This is a genomic window from Streptosporangium sp. NBC_01755 (assembly GCF_035917995.1).
Lineage (GTDB): Bacteria > Actinomycetota > Actinomycetes > Streptosporangiales > Streptosporangiaceae > Streptosporangium.
The window spans coordinates 1263951-1282127 of sequence record NZ_CP109131.1; the positions used below are offsets into that span (position 1 = coordinate 1263951).

General features: G+C 70.0%; 17 protein-coding genes and 2 tRNA genes. 5 read left to right on the forward strand and 14 right to left on the reverse strand.

Annotated elements, in window-relative coordinates; translation table 11 throughout:
* Positions 1–19 precede the first annotated feature (19 nt).
* From OG884_RS05315 to OG884_RS05335, 5 genes are read right to left on the reverse strand one after another with little or no spacing between them, the layout of a single operon-like run.
* Positions 20–976: an ABC transporter ATP-binding protein gene (locus OG884_RS05315; protein ID WP_326642714.1), complete on the reverse strand. Its 957-nt coding sequence runs from the start codon at positions 974–976 to the stop codon at positions 20–22.
* Positions 973–1983: an ABC transporter ATP-binding protein gene (locus OG884_RS05320; RefSeq protein ID WP_326642716.1), complete on the reverse strand. Its 1011-nt coding sequence runs from the start codon at positions 1981–1983 to the stop codon at positions 973–975. Before OG884_RS05320 ends, OG884_RS05315 begins: the two co-directional genes overlap by 4 nt.
* Positions 1980–2852 (reverse strand): ABC transporter permease, encoded by an 873-nt coding sequence (locus OG884_RS05325; RefSeq protein ID WP_326642717.1) that lies wholly within the window; start codon positions 2850–2852, stop codon positions 1980–1982. Before OG884_RS05325 ends, OG884_RS05320 begins: the two co-directional genes overlap by 4 nt.
* Positions 2849–3844, reverse strand: coding sequence for an ABC transporter permease (locus tag OG884_RS05330; protein ID WP_326642719.1), 996 nt, complete (start codon positions 3842–3844; stop codon positions 2849–2851). Before OG884_RS05330 ends, OG884_RS05325 begins: the two co-directional genes overlap by 4 nt.
* Positions 3841–6516: a family 78 glycoside hydrolase catalytic domain gene (locus OG884_RS05335; protein WP_326642721.1), complete on the reverse strand. Its 2676-nt coding sequence runs from the start codon at positions 6514–6516 to the stop codon at positions 3841–3843. Before OG884_RS05335 ends, OG884_RS05330 begins: the two co-directional genes overlap by 4 nt.
* Positions 6517–6853: 337 nt before the next feature.
* Here OG884_RS05335 and OG884_RS05340 point away from each other — a divergent pair, with 337 nt between their 5' ends.
* Positions 6854–8053 carry a serine hydrolase domain-containing protein gene (locus OG884_RS05340; protein WP_326642723.1) on the forward strand — a complete coding sequence of 400 codons (1200 nt, stop codon included), beginning with the start codon at positions 6854–6856 and terminating at the stop codon, positions 8051–8053.
* 301 nt (positions 8054–8354) lie between these two features.
* On the opposite strand, the gene OG884_RS05345 is transcribed toward OG884_RS05340, so the two are convergent.
* The 5 genes from OG884_RS05345 to OG884_RS05365 form a co-directional block, all read right to left on the reverse strand.
* Positions 8355–8427: transfer RNA gene (locus OG884_RS05345), tRNA-Ala, on the reverse strand.
* A 19-nt stretch (positions 8428–8446) separates the two neighbouring features.
* Positions 8447–9877, reverse strand: a complete 1431-nt coding sequence (locus tag OG884_RS05350) for an MFS transporter (RefSeq protein WP_326642725.1) — start codon at positions 9875–9877, stop codon at positions 8447–8449.
* A 220-nt stretch (positions 9878–10097) separates the two neighbouring features.
* Positions 10098–11327 (reverse strand): CynX/NimT family MFS transporter, encoded by a 1230-nt coding sequence (locus tag OG884_RS05355; protein WP_326642727.1) that lies wholly within the window; start codon positions 11325–11327, stop codon positions 10098–10100.
* 524 nt (positions 11328–11851) lie between these two features.
* On the reverse strand, positions 11852–12232 hold the full coding sequence (locus OG884_RS05360; protein ID WP_326642729.1) for a hypothetical protein: 381 nt from the start codon (positions 12230–12232) through the stop codon (positions 11852–11854).
* Positions 12229–12591 (reverse strand): hypothetical protein, encoded by a 363-nt coding sequence (locus tag OG884_RS05365; protein WP_326642731.1) that lies wholly within the window; start codon positions 12589–12591, stop codon positions 12229–12231. Before OG884_RS05365 ends, OG884_RS05360 begins: the two co-directional genes overlap by 4 nt.
* Positions 12592–12727: 136 nt before the next feature.
* Here OG884_RS05365 and OG884_RS05370 point away from each other — a divergent pair, with 136 nt between their 5' ends.
* The 3 genes from OG884_RS05370 to OG884_RS05380 all read left to right on the forward strand — a co-directional run bounded on the left by OG884_RS05370 (position 12728) and on the right by OG884_RS05380 (position 14660).
* The gene (locus tag OG884_RS05370) at positions 12728–13225 is read left to right on the forward strand and encodes a DUF523 domain-containing protein (protein WP_326642733.1); all 498 of its coding nucleotides are present in this window, start codon (positions 12728–12730) and stop codon (positions 13223–13225) included.
* A gap of 494 nt (positions 13226–13719) precedes the next feature.
* Entirely contained in the window at positions 13720–14397 is a 678-nt protein-coding gene (locus OG884_RS05375; RefSeq protein ID WP_326642734.1) for a response regulator transcription factor, read from the forward strand.
* The gene (locus OG884_RS05380) at positions 14394–14660 is read left to right on the forward strand and encodes a hypothetical protein (RefSeq protein WP_326642736.1); all 267 of its coding nucleotides are present in this window, start codon (positions 14394–14396) and stop codon (positions 14658–14660) included. The genes OG884_RS05375 and OG884_RS05380 overlap by 4 nt, the downstream gene beginning before the upstream one ends.
* Positions 14661–14746: 86 nt before the next feature.
* On the opposite strand, the gene OG884_RS05385 is transcribed toward OG884_RS05380, so the two are convergent.
* The 4 genes from OG884_RS05385 to nadD form a co-directional block, all read right to left on the reverse strand.
* Positions 14747–14819 (reverse strand) — tRNA-Ala (locus tag OG884_RS05385).
* A 125-nt stretch (positions 14820–14944) separates the two neighbouring features.
* A complete protein-coding gene (locus tag OG884_RS05390; protein ID WP_326642737.1) occupies positions 14945–15577 on the reverse strand; it encodes a histidine phosphatase family protein in 633 nt (210 codons plus the stop codon).
* The gene (gene rsfS / locus OG884_RS05395) at positions 15574–15981 is read right to left on the reverse strand and encodes a ribosome silencing factor (protein WP_030924760.1); all 408 of its coding nucleotides are present in this window, start codon (positions 15979–15981) and stop codon (positions 15574–15576) included. The genes OG884_RS05390 and rsfS overlap by 4 nt, the downstream gene beginning before the upstream one ends.
* A gap of 406 nt (positions 15982–16387) precedes the next feature.
* The gene (gene nadD, locus OG884_RS05400; RefSeq protein ID WP_326642741.1) at positions 16388–16996 is read right to left on the reverse strand and encodes a nicotinate-nucleotide adenylyltransferase; all 609 of its coding nucleotides are present in this window, start codon (positions 16994–16996) and stop codon (positions 16388–16390) included.
* A gap of 74 nt (positions 16997–17070) precedes the next feature.
* Between nadD and OG884_RS05405 the strand changes: the two genes are divergently transcribed.
* On the forward strand, positions 17071–18096 hold the full coding sequence (locus OG884_RS05405; RefSeq protein WP_326642742.1) for a M48 family metallopeptidase: 1026 nt from the start codon (positions 17071–17073) through the stop codon (positions 18094–18096).
* Positions 18097–18177: the final 81 nt, after the last annotated feature.

Below are 18177 nucleotides of genomic sequence, written 5' to 3' on the forward strand. Positions count from 1 at the left end.
GGGACTGATGGAGCCGATGTCAGCGGACAGCGGGCTCGAACGGGTGGTAGCAGGCGACCTCGTGCCGCGGGGACAGCTCGTCCAGCGCGGGCGGAGTGGCCGTGCAGGCAGAGGTGACGGACGGGCACAGCGCGGCGAAGCGGCAGCCGGGCAGGAGCCGGCCGTCCACGTCGTCGGTCCCGGTCCTGGTACGGATCCGGGGCTCGGGGTCGGCGGTCAGATCCAGTGACGGCACGGCGTCCTGGAGGGCGACCGAGTAGGGGTGGCGTGGCCTGTTGGCGATGTCCGGCGCGGCGCCCTGCTCGACCACCCGCCCGGCGTACATCACGGCGGTCCGGTCGCACAGGGACGCGACGACGCCGAGGTCGTGGGAGATGAACAGCATGGCCAGGCCCTGCTCGGTGCGCAGTTCGGCCAGCAGTTCCAGGATCTGCGCCTGGATGGAGACGTCCAGCGCGGAGACCGGCTCGTCGCAGACGAGCACCTCGGGCCGCAGGATCGTGGCCCGGGCGATCGCGGCCCGCTGGCACTGGCCTCCGGAGACCTCGTTCGGTCGGCGGACCGCCATCTGCTCGGTGACGCCGACCCGGTCGAGCTCGGCCAGCGCCCGCGCGCGCCGTTCCTTCGAGGTGCCCTGGCCGTGCACCCGCAGCGGCTCGGCGACCGAGTCGAGCAGCGACCTCTTCGGGTTGAACGACGCGGCCGGGTTCTGGAAGATCGCCTGCACCGATGCCCGCAGCCGCCGATCGTGGACGCCCACGGGCGTGCCGTGCAGCGTCAACCGGCCGCCGCTCAGTGGGACCAGGCCGAGCATCGCCCGTGCCGTGGTGGACTTGCCGCAGCCGGACTCCCCGACCAGACCGAGGATCTCCCCTCGGTAGAGCCGCACCGAGACATCCGAGACGGCTTCGGGGCCGCCGCCGTACCGCACGGAGCCGTTCTCCAGCGTGAAGATCGGCTGCTTCTGTTCCGTCATCGGCTCGCCTTTCCTGGGTGCCAGCAGGCGTACTCGTGGCCGGGAACGTCGCCGAGCGCGAGCAGCGGCGGCTGCTCGTCGCGGCAGTGTGGCGAGGCGTGCCCGCACCTGGGCCCGAACCGGCAGCCGGGTGGCGGGTCCAGCAGGTTGGGCGGCTGCCCCGGAATCGGCCGCGGCAGGGACTGCTCCGCCGCGCGGTGCTGCGGGATCGCGGCCATGAGCGAGCTGGTGTAGTGCATGCTCGGCCGGGCGAAGACGGCCCGCACCGGCCCTCGCTCGGCGATCCGCCCGGCGTACATCACGGCGACATGGTCGGTGTGACGGCCGACGACGCCGAGATCGTGGCTGACCATCACCAGCCCGATCCCGAAGCTCGCGCACAGCTCGTCGAACAGGTCGAGGATGCGGGCCTGCACGGTGACGTCCAGCGCGGTGGTCGGCTCGTCGGCGAACAGGAGCTTGGGCCGGCAGGCGACGGCCATCGCGATGGCCACCCGCTGGCGCATTCCGCCGGACAGCTCATGAGCGCGGGCGTGGACGCGCCGGGCGGCCTGCGGGATGCCCACGGTCTCCAGCAGTTCGACCGCCCGCACCGCGGCCTGGCGGCGAGTCACCCGGGGGTCTCGGCGGACCGCCTCGGCGATCTGCTCGCCGATCGGGGTGATCGGGTGCAGCGCGCTCAGCGGATCCTGGAAGACCATGGCGACCTCGCGTCCCCACAGCGCCCGGCGGCGGCGCTCGCCGAGATCCAGCACCGAATGTCCGGCGATCACGATCTGACCGCTGATCCGGGCCGTGCCCGATCGGGTGAGCCCCATCGCGGTACGGGCCAGCACGCTCTTGCCCGAACCCGACTCCCCGACGATGCCCAGGCGTTCGCCGTAGCCGAGTTCGAGACTCACATGGTCGACCGCACGGACCGTCCCGGCTGCGGTCGGGAACTCCACGACCAGGTCCCGGATGCTCAGCAGCGTGTCGTTGACGGTGGAGGTCACGGTGGAGGTCATCGCACACCTGCCGTCGCGGCGTCGGAACGGGACAGGAAGCGGTCGGCGATCAGGTTCAGGCCGAGAATGGTCAGCAGCATGAACATCGACGGCACCGCGACCAGGCGCGGATCCTCGCTGATGAAGATCCGTCCGTTGTTGATCATGCTTCCCCAGGAGGGTTGCTCCGGTGGCACGCCCATCCCCAGGAAGCTCAGGCCGCCCTCGATGAGGATCGCCGAGCCCACGCTGACCAGCGCGTACGCCAGGACGGGCTGGAGGATGTTGGGCAGCACGTCGCGCACCACGATCGACCACGTCCGGGTGCCGATCACCTGACTCGCCTCCACGTACTCCCGGCCGGCCACCGACATCGTCTGCGCCTTGGCCAGCCGGACGAACACCGGCGTCATCGGCACCAGGATCGCGATCATCACGTTGCCGACCGAGGCCCCGAGGAACGAGGCCAGCGCCAATGCCAGCACCAGCCCGGGGAAGGCGAGGATCACGTCCACCACGAAGGAGACGACCGCGTCCACCCGGCCCTTCAGGTAGCCCGCGAGCATGCCGAGCGGCACCCCGATGACGGCGGCCGCGGCGACCGAGCCGAACCCGATCCCGAGCGAGATCTGCGCCCCGGACAGAGCACGGGCGAGCAGGTCGCGACCGTAGTTGTCGGTGCCGAGCCAGTGCTGGGCGGAGGGACCGCCAAGGCGCTCGGTCGCCGACATGGTCTCGGTGTCGAGCTGGAGGAACAGCGGCAGCGCCAGCGCGGCGAGGGCGAGGAGCCCGAGCCAGGTCAGCGACAGCGCGTCGGTCAGCCGCCAGGCGCGCAACCGCCGGCGCCAGGTGCCGGCGGCGCCCACTGCGGGGAGAAGTCCTGTGCTCACGCGACCGGCACCTCCCGTGCGCGCCTGACCTGGCGGCCCACCGTCCGCGTCTTCCGCAGCCGGGGATCGATGAAGCCGTACAACAGGTCCACGGCCGCGTTGATCAGCACGAACGACGTGGCGGCCACCAGCACGACCCCCTGCACGGTGACGTAGTCGCGGGCGCTGACCGACTGGGCCAGGATCGACCCCAGACCGGGCAGGCTGAACAGGTTCTCGATGATCACGCTCGACCCGATCAGCATGCCGACCACCACGCCGAGTGAGGTGGTGAGCCCGAGCAGGCTGGGCCGGAAGGCGTGCCGCACGGCCATCCGCAGCGGCGAGATCCCTTTGGCACGGGCCACGTTCATGAACTCCTGTCCGTACGTCTCGACGAGGTCGGCCCGCAGTACCCGCTGGTAGAGCGCGGCCGGGCCGGCGGCGAGCGCGAGGGCGGGCAGGAACAACGAGCCGAGGTTCTGCCCCAGTCCGGCGCTGATCGGGATGAAGCCGTTGGCCGGGTAGAGCCCGAGCTTGATCGCGAACACCCAGATCAGCACGAACGCGAGGACGAAGGAGGGCACCGATACGGCCACGAACACCAGCGAGCTGATGCCGCGGTCCACCGCGGTTCCCCGCTTGATCGCGGCGACGGCGGCCAGGGGCACCGCCACCGCGAGCGCGATGATCTGGCTGAGGACGATGAGTTCGACGGTGACCGGGGCCCGTTGGAGGATGATGTCGGCGACCGGCTGCCGGTTGGCGTAGGAGCGGCCGAAGTCGCCCTGCAGGATGTTGCCCAGCCAGCTCACGTAGCGGTCGGCCAGCGGCTGGTCCAGCCCGAGTTCCTGGCGCAGGGCCGCCACCGACTGGGGGGTGCCCGACTCGCCGAGAATCGCCCGGGCCGGGTCTCCCGGCAGCAGGTTGAGGCTCAGGAAGCACAGCATCGACACCACGATCAGCACGGCCGCCAGCCGGGCCAGCCGCAGCACGACCGTCCGCATCCTCATCGCGAACCCAGGTGCACGCGGACCGTGTGGCGGCCGGGGCCGAGCCGGACCTGCCCGATGCCGGCGGTCGCGCCCCCGGCCTCCAGCGCGGCACCGACCGGTGCGTGCACGGTCGCGTACGCGGCGCCGGGCACCTCCAGCTCGTGCTCGACGACCTCGCCGGACCGTTTCCAGTGGCTGCGGATCGGGCCGACCGGGCTGTCGTAGGCGGCCCTGACCCAGTCGAGTTCGCGACTGTAGCGGGCGCGCACGGCGACCTCGCCGGTCCAGGTGGTCTCGGTGGCGTCGATGCCCGCCACGCCCTCGAAGAGGTGGCGGCCGACCGCACCGAGGGCGCAGTGGTTGAAGGAGTTCATCTCGGCAGTGGCCAGCGACCCGTCCGGCTCGATGCCGTTCCACTTCTCCCAGATCGTCGTCGCGCCCTGGCCTACCATGTAGAGCCAGCCGGGCATCTGGTCGCGGAGCAGCAGCCCGGTGGCGAGGTCCGCGTGCCCGTGGGCGCTCAGCACGGGCAGCACGTGCTCGACGCCGTGGATCCCGGCGGTCACGTATCCGATTCGCTCGATGCTCTCGCGGAGCCGGTCGGCCATCGCCCACGCTGCCTCGCCCCGTACCAGGCCGTACCCGACGGCCTGGGCGTAGGCGGTCTGGGTCGCCTCCTTGATGCTGCCGTCCGGCAGCAGGAACGCCTCCAGGTAGGCGGCGCGGATCTGCTCGGCCCTGGCCGCCAGCCGGGCCGCCTCGCCGTCCTCGCCCAGCCAATGGGCGATCTCGGACAGCTGGACGAAGGAACGGTAGCTGTGCCCGGTTCCGACGATCGGCCGGGGCGTGGTCGAGTACGCGCCGGTGTATTCGAACCCGGTGTGCCGCTCCAGCCCGTCGCGCTCGGGCAGGGACAGCCAGTCCCCGAAGTCCGCGCCGGTCTGGTTGACCCGCAGGCCGTCGGGGTTGGCGCGGTCGACGTGGTCGAGGAAGCGCACCATGGGCTCGAACAGGCGCCGCGCGGCGGCCAGCTCGCCGTATCGCTGGACGAGTAGGTGCACCAACCGGATGAAGCCGTCGGACCAGCCTGGCGCGCCCGGTCTCAACGTGCTCGGCGGCACGGCCGGCGCGTAGTTGCGGATGCCCCCGTCGGAGTCCTGGGTGTCGGCCGCGTCCTGTGCGAACTTGGCCACGAACGCGGAGACGTCGAAGTGGTAGGCGGCGGTCGGGGCGATCACACCCGCGTCGCCCAGCCAGCCGTGCCGTTCGTCCCGCTGCGGGCAGTCGGTCGCCGCCTCCAGGAAGTTGTCCCTCACGGTCCACTCCACGTTGCTCGCCAGCCGGGTCAGCCGGTCGTCGGAGCACTCGAACCAGCCTGTCCGGCTGGGCAGCCCGGTGACGGAACGCGCCTCGACCAAGGTCTCCGGCAGCACCTGGTACGCGCCGTACGGCGTCGTCGACGGCAGCCCCCACACCTCGGCGTAGCGGAAACCGTGCATCGTGAACGAGGTCTCCAGGCGGTGCGGTCCCGGGTCGGGAACGGTGTAACGGTCCTCCTGGAAGGCACCGCGCAGATTGTCGCGGTAGACCAGCAGGTCCGGCGTGAGGATCTCGCCGTGCCGCACGATCAGCTCGACCGAGGGCGTGCAGGGCGTGGTGAGCCTGGTCCAGCCGACCAGGTTCTGCCCGAAGTCGAAGATGGCCGGGCCGCGCGTGTGCTCGTGGACCAGCCGGCCGGGGTGCGTCCGGTAACCGGTGATCGAGTCGTGCGGCTGCGGCAGCACCAGTTCGGGTGCCCCGGCGAAGGGCCGGGCCGGGGCCCACGCGCTGTCGTCGAACCCGTTCAGGTGCCAGCCCGCGGGCTCCTGCCGCAGGTCCTGGATCTCGCCGCGCAGCAGGTCGGAGGCCTGGAGCGCGCCGTGCCCGGTACGCCATTCGCCGTCGGTGGCGACGATGGGGACGCCGTCGACCTCCAGCTGCGCCAGGAAGGCCGGTCGGTCGCCGTAGTAGCCGGGCTCGCGGAGCAGGCCGAGGCGTCCCGCGTACCAGCCCTTGGCCAGGACGGCGGTGAGGGTGTTGCGCCCGCGCCGCAGCGCCGCCGTGCCGTCGAAGGTCTGGTGGTGGACGCGGACGGCGTAGTCGGTCCAGCCGGGCCGGTACAGCTCGCCGGAGGTCAGCTCGACGCCGTTGAGCCAGAGGCGGTAGAGGCCGAGCGCGCTCGCGTACACCCGGACCGAGCCCACGTCCTCGACGTCGAACTCGCGCCGCAGGTACGGGCAGGGGTCCCAGCTCTCGCGTGGGAACGCCACCGGCTCGGCACTGATCCACTCAGCCCGCCAGTCGGCGGCCGAGGTCAGCCCGACCTCCCACGACGCGACGTCGCTGGCCAGGGACCGGCCGGAACGATCCAAGGCGGTGACCATCCAGTGCAGCCGCCGGCGCGCGGCGGGCTCCGGCCCGCCGTAGCCCACCCAGGGACGCTCGCCGCCACCCGACCACAGCACCGAACCGTCCCGCAGCGCGCGCTCCGAGACGGCGACGGACACCTCGAAGAACGTGCCGGGATCGATCCCGGCGTCCGGTGCGACCGACCAGGACAGGCGCGGCGGTGTGCCGGGCATCCCCAGCGGGTCGACGCGCCCCCCGGTGCGCAGCGAACTCAACGCCGAGCCTGTCTGCTGCCTCATCATCGCGAACTGCCCTTCTGGTTTACGGCCCTCCGGAATGCGCCTCTGGTAACGCACCGTTCACACGAGCGGAATCGTGCGCCAACTCGCACCGAACTGTCAAGCATGAGAACCGAAGTTCACATACATGAACTTGCCGTACACTTTTGATCTACTATGCATATTTTTGATAACCAGTTTCACATATGTCCGATTTGCGGCATAAGCAGATAAAAGGGGCTCTCTAGTTCACATATATGAACATGCGTCTACACTCTTGACTCCGTGCCGCGCTGTGGGACAGCATCGCGCACATCGCTTCAATTACGGCGCGTCTCGTCGCCCGGAGAGGAACCGGCCCATGCAGACCGCGGCGAACCCCGCCTCCCACGGCCTCGACCCGTCAAGCCTGACCGCGCTCGACGAGCGGCTACGCGAGTACGTCGACCACGGCGTCCTGCCCGGCTGGCAACTCCTGGTGAGCCGGCACGGGCAGGTCGTCCACCGCCGCTCCCACGGCCTGGACGACCGCGATGACACGATCTTCCGGATCTACTCGATGACCAAGCCCATCACCTCGGTCGCCGCGATGATCCTCCACGAAGAAGGCCGCTTCGACCTGGCCGACCCGCTGGAGCGCTACCTACCGGCCTTCCACGACATGAGGATCTTCGCCGGCGGCGACGCGGACACCCCCGAGACCGAGCCCGCGCGGGGTTCCATCCAGATCCGTCACCTGCTCCAGCACACCTCAGGCCTGTCCTACGGCGCCTTCCTGGACCACCCGCTGGACGAGATGTACCGCGCCCGGGGCCTCGGCTCGCCGCAGCCGCCGGGCCGCGGCCTGGCCGAGCTCACCGACGCCTGGGCCGGGCTGCCGCTGTTGTTCGAACCCGGCACCCGCTGGAACTACAGCGTCTCCACCGACGTCCTCGGCCGCCTGATCGAGGTCGTCTCCGGGCAGGACCTGGACGCCTTCCTCGCCGAGCGCGTCTTCGCGCCACTGGGGATGACCGACACCACCTTCACCCCGACCACGGCGCAGCGCGCCCGTCTCGCCCGCCTGTACACCCCTGACGAGAGCGGCGACCTGGTCGAGCACGCCGAGGACACGGTGCTGAAGAGCTCCGGTTTCCTGTGCGGCGGCGGCGGGCTGCTGTCGACCATGGCCGACTACCACCGCTTCACCCAGATGCTGCTGGGCGGCGGCACCCTCGACGGCGTCCGCCTGCTGGACCGCCGCACGGTGAACCTCATGACCGCCAACCACCTGCCCGGCGGCGTCGATCTCGCCCAGGTCGCGGTGACGGTCCCCGACCCCGGCCGCTACAACGGCTTCGGCTTCGGCCTCGGCTTCTCCACCGACCTGGATCCGATCGCCCACGGCATCACCTGCGCCCCCGGCCAGTACGGCTGGTCCGGCGCGGCCGGAACGATCTTCCTCATCGACCCCCGTCACCATCTGACCGTGATCTTCCTGACCCAGCTCCTGCCCTCCCCCCACACCGCCGCCATCCGAACCCTCCTCAGCCATCTTCTGCACGCCGGGCTGGAGGACTGACCGGGAAGATCGAAAAAGGGCCTCGGGGAAATCCCGGGCCCCTTGCCGACCCGCGATCACACTGTGGGATGTTCACGAGTGGGCGTGACCTGGCCGAACCGGGCCCCCTGGAAGATCGCTTCCCGTGCGAGGAATGATCGTTTCCCGAACACCGCCGGCACCCTTCTTCGCGGTCGCCGCACCCGCTCGGACGAGCCCGCCGACGGCCTCACCGGCCCGGAAAAACGAGATCCCGTCCGGTCGAGGTGACCGGACGGGATCTCGTCAACTTCCTGCACGCCGCCTCAAGAACGGCCCACTGTGGAGCTATGGGGATTCGAACCCCAGACCTCCTCCATGCCATGGAGGCGCGCTACCAGCTGCGCCATAGCCCCTTGCGATGCAGATGAAATCTTAACCGACTTCAGATACCCCTCGCGCCATCATTCCGGACACGAGCGCGACGGCCGCCGACCCCAGGGCGCTCGCGGTGACGATGCCAAAGGAGATCACGTACGCGTCCCGGGACGGGACGGCGGTGCCGGCGATGGTCATGGTGGTGAGGAGCGCGGCGGTGGCGGCGCCGGAGAGGCTGCCGCCGATGGAGCGGACCAGGGAGTTGATACCGCTGGCGATACCGCTCTGGTCCATGGGCACGTGCTGCACGGCGAGCGCGCCCAGCGCGGCGTAGGCGATGCCGAAGCCCAGCCCCTGCACCGCGTTGGCACCGACCAACTGGAGTACCGAGTCGTTGAAGAGGGTGAACCAGCCGAATCCGATCGTGCACAGGCCCGCGCCGAGGGCGAGGGAGTAGGCGGGGCCGAACCGGGCCGAGAGACGGCCGGCCATGAAGGAGGAGAGCAGCATGGTCACGGTGCTGGGCAGAGCGTAGAGACCCACGTCGAGGACGGACCCTCCGAAGCCGTACCCGGCGGACGGGGGCGTCTGGACGAAGCTGGAGATCAGGGTGAAGGAGCCGAACATGGCGAAGCCCAGAAGCAGCGAGGCCAGGTTGGCAGGGAGGGAGTGGCGGCCGGCGAGCAGGTGGAGCCGTACCATCGGCGCCCGGAGCCGCAGCTGGCTGAAGGCCCACATGGCGCCGAATCCGCCCGCGCCCGCGGACAGCCCGATGACGGCTCCCGAACCCCAGCCCCAGTCGTTGCCCTTGGAGATCGCCAGCAGCAGGCAGGTGAGCCAGACGGACAGCAGTGCCGCACCGATGAGGTCGGGGCGGCCTCCGGCACCGGTTCCGCCGCCGGGGGCACTCAGCACGATGAGAACGGCCGCGGTCACGCCGAGCCCCGCGGTGATCCAGAAGACCGGGTGGTGGCTGGGGGTGCGGTCGGCGATCAGGCCGGTGACGATCATGCCGATGCTGCCGCCGACGCCCATCGTGGCGCTGACCACCCCGATGGCCGTCATGACCCTGGCGGGCGGGAAGGTGTCCTTGATCATGCCGATGGCCAGCGGGACCAGCGCCGCCGACGCGCCCTGCAGGGCCCGGCCGGCGATCAGCACGGGGAGGGAACCGGACAGGGCGCAGACCAACGAGCCCAGGACGAGCAGGCCGACCGTGAACAGGATCATCCGCTTCTTGCCGTACATGTCGCCGAGGCGCGACAGCAGCGGCGTGGCCACCGCGGCGGCGAGCAGCGAGGCGGTGAAGACCCAGGTGACCTCGGCCACCGACACACCGAAGGTGGCCATCAACCGGGGCAGCAGCGGGATGACCACGGTCTGCTGGACGGAGACGACCATCCCTGCCGCGGAGAGCGCCACCAGGGTCAGCCAGAGATGTCCGCCCTGCTGCGCGGTGTCCGGTTCGGCGACGATCGTTCCCGTCACTGCACGCTCCTTCGCTGCCGACTTCTGCTCTCGCATGGTAGAGCGCGGCAGTAAACAGCCGTTTACCGGGCTATGCCACACCGGAGGGCCGTGAATACGTCATCCGCCCTGCGGCCATCCGGCGAGCGGGCCCCCGGAGCCGCACTCGATCGCCTGACCGCTATGCCGGTGCGGTTTGCGCCGCCCCCGAGAGGGCGCAAGCCGCACCGGCACAGGAGACTCAGCGCGCGCGGACCCGCTCGTCCTCCAGGTATGCCGGCCGACCGGCATACCAGCCGGCCACGAACTGCACCGCGACCACCCCGAGCAGCAGCAGGAACGGCAGCGTCCAGCCGCCGGTCGACTCGTGCGTGAAACCGATGACCAGGGGTCCGGCACCCGCGATGAGATACCCGGTGCTCTGCCCGAAGGCCGACAGCGCGGCCGTCGCCTCGGGGGTGCGGGTGCGCATGGCGAGCATGGTGAGCGCGAGCGGGAAGGATCCCATCCCGACGCCGACCAGGCTCGCGAAGAGCCACGCCAGGCCGGCGGGCGCGAGCCAGAGACCGAGGAAGCCGGCGGTGTAGAAGGCCACGAAGGCGGCGACCACCGGCCGCTGGTCGGAGAACCTCGACGCGACCCAGGGCACGATGAGTGAGACCGGGATACCGATCGCGGTGAAGACGCCCAGTATCAGACCCGCCTGCCCGCTGGTGTAGCCACCATCGATGAGGATCTTCGGCAGGAAGCCGAACATGATGTAGGCGACCATGCTCTGGGTGCCGAAGTAGGCCGCGACCGCCCAGGCCAGCCTGCTGCGGAGCAGGGCACGGGCCCCCGTTCCCTCGCCCGCGCCGCGCCGTTCCGGCTCACTGCGCGCGAGCGCAAGCCACGGAATGGCGGCGACGGCGGCGAGCGCCCCCCACACCCCGAGGGCAACGTGCCAGTTGCCGTCGGTGGCCCGCTGGATGGGCACGGTCGCGGCGGCCGCGAGCATCGTGCCCACCGCGAGGGCCGTGGTGTAGACGGTGGTCATGGTCCCGGCCCGGCCGGGGAAGTGGCGCTTGATCAGGCTGGGGATGAGCACGTTGCCCACCGCTCCGCCTGACAGCGCCAGGGCACTGCTGTAGAGGAACACCTCGGCCGAGTCCACCATCGAGCGGATGAGCAGGCCGGCGCCCAGGACGATGAGGGAGAGGAGCAGGAGGCGGTGCTCGCCGACCTTCCTGGCCAGCACAGGGGTCAGCGCGCCGACCGAGGCGAAGATGAGCACGGGGAGCGTGGTGAGCAGCCCGACTCCGAGGGCGGTCATGCCGAGGCCGGAGGTTATCTGGTCGAGAACCGGCCCGACGCTCGTGACGGCGGTGCGCAGGTTCAGCGCCGCGAGAACGATTCCCAGCACGAGCAGCCAGGCGAGCGAGCCTGTCGTTCCACCTGTGCGGCCCCTGGTCTGATGGGTTAGCACGCTCATGCGGGTTTCAGTCCTTCTCCGTGATTTCATCCAATCGTAGGATGATTGGCTGACCTCAACTTTAACAGGACTGAAACCGCTGTTTGTTCCTGACCGGCGCGGCGGACCGGAGGTGACCGGAAACCGCTGACAATGTGAAAGCCGAGCCACGCCCCCCTTTACAGGGCGTGGCCCGGCTCTCCCACGCACCGGCGCAACTCCGGCTCCGATGCCAGAGAACCCGGACAGTCCGGGCACCGGATGCCTGGGGTCACACCGGGCGAGCCTGCGTCAGACGTACGGCCCGGACCTGTCGTGCCGGTGCCGCCGACACGGACGCAGTGCTCGTGTCGGCCCCGGCACATCCCCGCGCCAGGCACCGGTCTCGCCGCCGCGCGACTCGATACCGAACCGTGCGGCACCGCGCCGCGTTTCCTCCCATCCCCAAGGACAAGGTTTCCACGCTGAAGGTATTTGCCGACCGTGCCTCCCTTGCGGTCTGGTCGGTTCGGGAGACGGACCTGCCCGGTGCGGGCCGGATCTAACTAGCGGCGCCGCAGAAGCCAGTAAAGCCCCAGGACCGGGAGCACAAGCGGAATGAAGAGGTATCCACTTCCGTAGCCCGACCAGACCGTGGCGCGCGGGAACGCCTCGGGGTAGACCATGCTGAGCGTGCCGACGATGAGCACCCCGGCCAGCTCGATACCGCAGGCGACCAGTGCCAGGGGCCGGTTCCCCCTGGCCAGCGCGACGGTGAGCACGATGTAGACGGCGGCGGCGAACGCCGACAGCCAGTAGGCCAGCGGGGCCTCCTGAAGGCGCGTCACGACCTGTACGACGGCGCGGGCCCCCGCGGCCAGGGCGAACACACCGTAGACCGCCACCAGCGCGCGGCCGGGTCCGCTGCCGATCGCCGGCTCGCTCACGGCAGTCCCTGCCAGATCTGGAGCAGCCGCCCGACCATGCCGGGGATCGCGAAGCCCGCCACCGCGATCACCGCGGGGCCCCAGCGTGAGCGCTCGCCGATCCCCCAGAAAGCCGCCACCGGCGGGATCACCACACTGCCCGCCAGGTAGCCGATGAGCGTGGCCGTCCCCGCCGGCCCCTCGCCCCTCACCATCGCGGCGATCACGAACCCGGCCTGGACGAGCAGCCCGAGTTCCAGCACTCCGAGCGCGATGAGGAGCGTTCTCCCCATCGCCCTGTTCCGCGCGGTGGTCAGGAGGCTGAACAGCCCGATCGCCAGAGAGAACAGGATCAGACCGGTTGCGAGCGGGCCGATCATCGAGACCTCAGGGGATCGAAAAGCATGGGCAGTAGGTTACTGCCCGCCCCCCTCGCCCTCCCTTTCGCGGCGCCTATTCTGAGGCCGTGGAAAGGATCCTGGTCAGTCTCCCTTTCGCGGCGCCTATTCTGAGGCCGTGGAAAGGATCCTGGTCAGTGCCTGCCTGATGGGGCGGAAGGTCCGCTACGACGGGGCCGCCAAGACGAGCGGCGACGCGCTGCTGGCCGCGTGGCAGCGCCAGGGGCGGCTCATCCCGTTCTGCCCGGAGGTCGAGGGCGGTCTGGCCGTCCCACGTCCCGCCGCGGAGATCGAGGGCGGCGCCGGCGGCACGGCTGTGCTCTCGGGGGCGGCCCGGGTGCTGACCGCGGAGGGCACCGACGTCACGGCAGCCTTCCTCGCCGGCGCTCAGGCGGCACTCGCCGTCGCCAGGTCCTTCGACGTGAAGGTCGCGATCATGAAGGAGAGCAGCCCCTCCTGCGGCAGCCTGACCGTCTACGACGGCACCTTCGGTGGCCGGCGCGTCCCCGGCCACGGAGTCACCGCGGCCCTGCTCGAACTGCACGGCATCGCGGTCTTCGGCGAGGATCGTGTCGCCGAGGCCGCCGCGCGGCTGCGCGAGATCGGCGAATCCTAGTATTCCCACAGGTCCGTGCGGCTCTCCCCACCGATGCAGAAGACCGCCGAGCCGTGCCGGATCCGGGCCTCGACGGGGACGGCGCCGATCGGGAGAGCCCGGTGTCCCGCGTGCGCACCGGCGCGGCCGTCCTCGACGGGGAACGGGCCGGCTGCGGCCTGGCGGTACCCCGCGCGGGCGGCGTGAGACGGGGTGCCGGGGTCCGGACAGGTGCCGAGGAGGCTGTCGGAACGCCGACGACCTGCGGCCCCGTCTGCGGCCCGTCGGCGCCCCCAGCGGGAGCCCGGAGTCTCCGGTACGGCCGGCGACGGCGTTGAGGGGCTCGATGCTCGCGTCCTCGAAGACCTCGCTGCGGAGCACGTCGCGGACGCCGAACCAGGCGACCGAGATCGCCAGGACGGTGGCCCCGCACCACACCGCTACAAACCCCAGCGTTTGCCGCACGTCACGGATTATTGCGTCATATGTCCCATAATTCACTACCGTTACATGACATGGCGACAGTTCTAGTGGTCGAAGACGACGAGTACGTACGATCCGCGATCATTCAGGAACTCAGCAGGCGCCAGCATGCCGTACGCAGCGCGGGACGTGCCCTCGACGCCCTGAGGGAGATCACCCAGAACCCCCCGGACGCGGTGGTCCTCGACCTCGGACTCCCCGACCTGGACGGGGCGGAGGCTCTCAAGATGGTCCGCAGCGTATCCAGCGTCCCCGTCATCATCGCCACGGCCAGGGACAACGAGGCGGAGATCGTCCGCCTGCTCCGGGCGGGGGCCGACGACTACCTGGTGAAGCCCTTCTCCGGCGACCACCTGAACGCCCGTCTGGACGCCGTACTGCGCCGGGCGCGGAGCGCGACCCCACCGCCGCTGCTGCGCGTCGGCGCGCTGTCGGTGGACCTGAACCGGCGCGAGGCCCACCTGGACGGCGCCCCCCTCACCCTCACCAGACGCGAGTTCGACCTCCTCGCCTACCTCGCCGCCCGCACCGACCGGGTGATCTCCCGCAAGGAGTTGCTCACCGAGGTGTGGCAACAGTCCTACGGTGACGACCAGACGATCGACGTCCACCTGTCGTGGCTGCGGCGCAAGCTCGGCGAGAGCGCGTCCTCCCCCCGCTACCTGCACACCGTACGCGGTGTGGGGGTCATGTTGATCACACCGCCGTGAGACGGACCCTGGCCCTGCTCACCGTCGCCGGGACCTCGATGATCGCCCTGGCCTTCCTGATCCCGCTCGGGCTCATCGTCAGGGAGATCGCCCACGGCCGGGCCATGGCCGAGGCCGAACGGCAGGCGTCGGCTCTGGTCCCGGTGCTGGCCATCACCGTCGAGGAGGCCCGGTTGACCCACGCGCTGCTCAGCACGGGCGCGCGGTCGGCCCGGCGAGGCGTGCCGAGATCCGCGGCGAGCGCGAACCGGACGGCGTGGTGAAGCCATCACATCCCATGGCCGCTTGACACAAACGGCCATGGGATGTCTGACCTGCACCAAAGCGCAGGTCAGAGGCCATTTAACTGTGGAGCTATGGGGATTCGAACCCCAGACCTCCTCCATGCCATGGAGGCGCGCTACCAGCTGCGCCATAGCCCCTGGTCACCGCTTCGAGTGCTCTCGTCGCGGCGCTTGGGAAGCATATAAGGACACCGACATGTTCACCTAATCGACGGCCACACGGCCCGCGCCCGCCACCGGGGCGCAAGCCGCACCGTACGAGGTCACTCCTGGGTGGCCTCGGGGCTGTCGTCGCTGCTGACCGGCTCGGGGAGGGTCCCGGCGTTGTGCTCCAGCAGGCGCCAGCCCTTGCGCGACTCCTCCAGCACCGACCACGAACAGTTTCCCAGGCCGCCCAGGGCGGGCCAGAACTCCTGCGGCAGGTTCATGAGCCTGGCGATGCCGAGCCGGATCGCCGCCCCGTGTGAGGCGACGACGAGCAGGCCGTCGGAGTCGACCTGCGCCGCCCAGCGGCGCACGGCCGACGCCACCCTGTCGGCGACGTCGCCGACCTCCTCACCACCGGGCGCCTCCCAGGCGGCGAACTCCCGGGGCCACCCGGTGGAGATCTCCTGGCGGGTGAGCCCCTCCCACTGACCTCCACCCCGCTCACGCAGGTCCTTGTCGACCGCCACGTCCAGGCCGGTGACGCGGGCCAGTGCCGAGGCGGTGTCGAAGGCCCGTTGCAGGTCGGAGGAAACGATCATGCTCGGGCGGAGCGCGGCGAGCAGCGAGGCCGCGCGGGCGGCCTGTGCGATCCCGGTCTCGTCGAGCGGGATGTCGCTGTGCCCCTGGAAGCGGTGCTCGACGTTCCACAGCGTCTGACCATGTCTGAGACAGACGACGCGACGGCTCACTCAGCTACCGCCCCGCGGGCGCGCTGGGCGGCGACCTGGGTCACGCTGTCCGGCAGCGCGATGGAGGGGCAGTCCTTCCACAGGCGCTCAAGCGCGTAGAAGGTGCGGTCTTCCTCATGCTGGACGTGCACGACGATGTCGATGTAGTCCAGCAGGACCCAGCGGCCCTCGCGCTCGCCCTCGCGGCGGACGGGCTTGGCGTCGGCCTCGATCCGCAGCCGGTCCTCGATCTCGTCGACGATGGCGCGGACCTGGCGGTCGTTGGTGGCGGAGCAGAGCACGAACGCGTCGGTGATGACGAGTTGATCGCTCACGTCATAGGCGAGGATGTCATCGGCCAGCTTGTCCGCCGCCGCCTCGGCGGCGAGCCTGACGAGCTGAATGGATCTGTCGGTTGCTGTCACGGTTTGGGTCAGTCCTCCTGCTAGTCGGCGCTGTCACCTATCAGGGTGCCCGATTCGGCGCTCGTTGAAGAGCCACCGTTTGAACAACGCCTATCGTGTGCCACCCGATTCCGTGCCGCAAACGGATTGACGGCCTGATCGGGGGCGTCCTTCGCGGTCGGGGCCGCGCTTGCCGATCTCCGGTGGGACGGGCACGGGCCCGGACCGTTCAGCGATCAAGCCGGTTGAGCTGCGGATACTCGTCCCACGCAAACTTCTCGAATCATAGCGAAAATCAGCGAAACACGTCCTGATCCAAGCGGGATCCGACCTGATGAGAGGATTCGATCATGAATGCGGCTCTCGAACTTCCCGGAAATGCCCGAAGGCAGCGGAAGGATGATGCGAACGCCGGTCGGCCGCCCTCTCAATGGTAAAGACCACGTTTGTTGATGTACTGGACGATGCCGTCGGGGACGAGGTACCAGATGGGCTCGCCCGAGGCCACCCGCTCGCGGCACTCCGACGACGAGATGGCCAGCGCCGGGATCTCCACCAGGCTGACCTTGCCCTCAGGAAGGCCCGGGTCGTGCAGGACGTGGCCGGGCCTGGTGGCACCCACGAAGTGCGCGATGGTGAACAGTTCGTCGACGTCGCGCCAGCTCAGGATCTGGGCCAGGGCATCGGCGCCGGTGATGAAGTAGAGGTCGACGTCGGGCCCCCAGGCGGAGGAGATCTCCCTGAGCGTGTCGATGGTGAAGGTCGGTCCCGGGCGGTCGATGTCGACGCGGCTCACCGAGAAGCGAGGGTTGGAGGCGGTCGCGATGACCGTCATGAGATAGCGGTCCTCCGCCGCGGAGACGGTCCTGTCCGCTTTCTGCCAGGGCTGTCCCGTCGGCACGAAGACCACCTCGTCAAGGTCGAAGTGGTGGGCGACCTCACTGGCCGCGACCAGGTGACCATGGTGGATCGGATCGAAGGTCCCGCCCATGACGCCCAGGCGCCGCTTCCCCTGCCCGGTAGGCGCGTTCATCATGAAACGGACCATACGCGCAAGCCGTACAGAGCTTTTAATCACCCCCCGCGCGTGGCAGGCAGACCCGACGTAGCATGCCGGACATGACCACCACCCCGGATCGCAACCGTGTGCAGCTTCCCGGCATCAGCTCACGCGCCTACGAACATCCCGCTGACCGGTCCGCGCTGGTCGCCCTCCGATCGCTCAGCGGATTCGACACGGTGCTCAAGCAGATGTCCGGCCTGGTCAGCGAGCGCCGCCTGCGCCTGATCTACCTCGCCTCGGCCGTACGCACCGGTGACACGCAGTTCCGAGCGCTGCACGACATGGGCCGCGACGCGGCCTACACGCTCGACCTCCACCGCATTCCCGAGGTCTACGTGCAGCAGAGCCCGCTGGTGCAGGCGAAGGCGATCGGCTTCGACGACCCGTTCATCGTCGTCACGACCGGCCTCCTCGACCTGATGGACGAAGAGGAGCAGCGCTTCGTCATCGGCCACGAGACCGCCCACATCCTGTCGGGTCACGCGGTCTACCGCACCATGCTCGACATCCTGACCCGTCTGGCCTCGCGCGTGGCCTGGATCCCGCTCGGCTACATCGGCCTGCGCGCGATCGTGGCCGGCCTGGAGGAGTGGCACCGCAAGTCCGAGCTCTCCGCCGACCGCGGCGGCCTGCTCTGCGGCCAGGACCCCGACGCGGCACTGCGCGCCCTGATGAAGCTCGCCGGCGGCTCGCGGCTGCACGAGATGAACATCGAGGCCTTCCTCGACCAGGCACGGGAGTACGACACCGCGGGCGACGTCCGCGACGGCCTGCTCAAGGTCCTCAACCTGCTGGGCACCACCCATCCGTTCGCCGTCTCCCGCGTCGCCGAGCTCGACAAGTGGCGCCGCGGCGGCGAGTACGACACGATCGTCGCCGGCGAATACCCCCGCCGCACCGACGACTCCAACGCGAAGATCTCCGAAGAGGTCAGGGCCGCCGCCCGTTCCTACCGTGAATCCTGGTCGCAGTCCCAGGACCCGTTCATCGGTGTCCTGCGCGACGTGGCCGAGGGTGCCGTCAACGCCGGGGAGCGCATCTTCAACCGCTTCTCCCGCCGCGATGGAAACTGAGGGAAGGTTCCGCCAGCGGGGTCCGGGTGACTGCCCCCGGACCCTTTCCTCTTTCCCTGAGCGTGTTTCCCTGAGCGTGGA